Consider the following 1318-nt stretch of genomic DNA (forward strand, 5'->3'; position numbering starts at 1 on the left):
GGAGAAACCGAAGTTCAAGACGGTCATCGTAACGCGCGGCACGAAGGCCGAGGAATACCAGGTTCCTTCGCGGGACCAGAAATAAACCAGTGGGGACTGGGTGAGGGACGGGACAATGTTCGGGCTGTTCATATATCGGGTCATGACGCGGTTGCGCGTTTTGCGCGCCGTGGCTGTCGCGTCTTCGCTGGCCGCTGCGGTGATGCTGGCCTTGGGCGCCTCGGCGGCGAGAGCTGACAACGACGTCGTCTACGTGTCGTCGACCAAGAATGCGTCAATCAAGGTTGCCAAGGGCAAGCCGAAGACGATCATCACCAGTGCTGCCTTCTACCAGATCGTCATCGGCGATCCGGAGATCGCCAACGTCAATCCGCTGACCGACAAATCCTTCTATGTGCTCGGCAACAATCTCGGCACCACCGGGATTGCGCTGTTCGATGAGAAAAAGCAGCTTGTCGGCACCGTCGACATCGAGGTGACGCTCGACACCGACCAACTGGCCAGCACCATTCGCGCCAGCGTGCCGGATGCCAGGATCAAGGTCGGATCGGCCAATGGCCGTGTCGTGCTGTCGGGCGAGGCCGACGATGCCGTCGCCGCCGAAAAGGCAAACAAGATCGCGACGCGCTTTTCCGGTGCCGAGGAGGTGATCAACTCGGTCAACATCTCATCTTCGCAGCAGGTCCAGCTCAACGTCCGCTTTGTCGAGATCAACCGCCAGGCGGGCCAGGATCTGGGTGCCAAATACGCCGCCAATTTCGCCTATGGCCTTGGCGGCCGCGACGTCTCGATCGATCCGGGCACAGTGCCGGCGGCCGGTACTGGCGAGATCATCGGTCGTCTCCTATCGAACGGCGTATCGATCGATATTGCCATCAAGGCGCTGGAGGAGCGCGGCTTGGCGCGGCGACTGGCCGAGCCGAACCTGATCGCCCGGTCCGGTCAGACGGCGAGCTTCCTCGCCGGCGGCGAGTTCCCGATCCCGGTCTCGGAGGACAACGGCAAGATCTCGGTCAGCTACAAGAAATACGGCGTCAGCCTGGATTTCACGCCGACGGTTCTGAAAGACGGGCTGGTCAGCCTTGATATCGCGCCGGAAGTCTCCTCGATCGATGCGTCGGCCTCCTACAATATCGGGACGATCTCGGTTCCTGGCTTCATCGTGCGCCGTGCCAGGACGTCAGTCGACCTGAAGAACGGCCAGAGCTTCATGATCGCTGGACTGCTGCAGTCGCAAAACGACATCACCACGTCGCGCATTCCGGGCCTCGGCAAGATGCCGGTGCTTGGGGCTCTGTTCTCGTCCAAATCCTATCAG

At 61.2% G+C, this 1318-nt stretch carries 1 protein-coding gene; it reads left to right on the forward strand.

Annotation, left to right across the window (positions count from 1 at the left end; translation table 11 throughout):
* Positions 1 to 142: 142 nt before the first annotated feature.
* The coding region (locus ENZ75_RS32020) for a type II and III secretion system protein family protein (protein WP_245481336.1) at positions 143 to 1318 on the forward strand (1176 nt) is incomplete at its 3' end.

Origin of the sequence: Mesorhizobium sp. M7A.F.Ca.CA.002.04.1.1, from assembly GCF_004022805.1 — a bacterium.
GTDB lineage: Bacteria > Pseudomonadota > Alphaproteobacteria > Rhizobiales > Rhizobiaceae > Mesorhizobium > Mesorhizobium ciceri.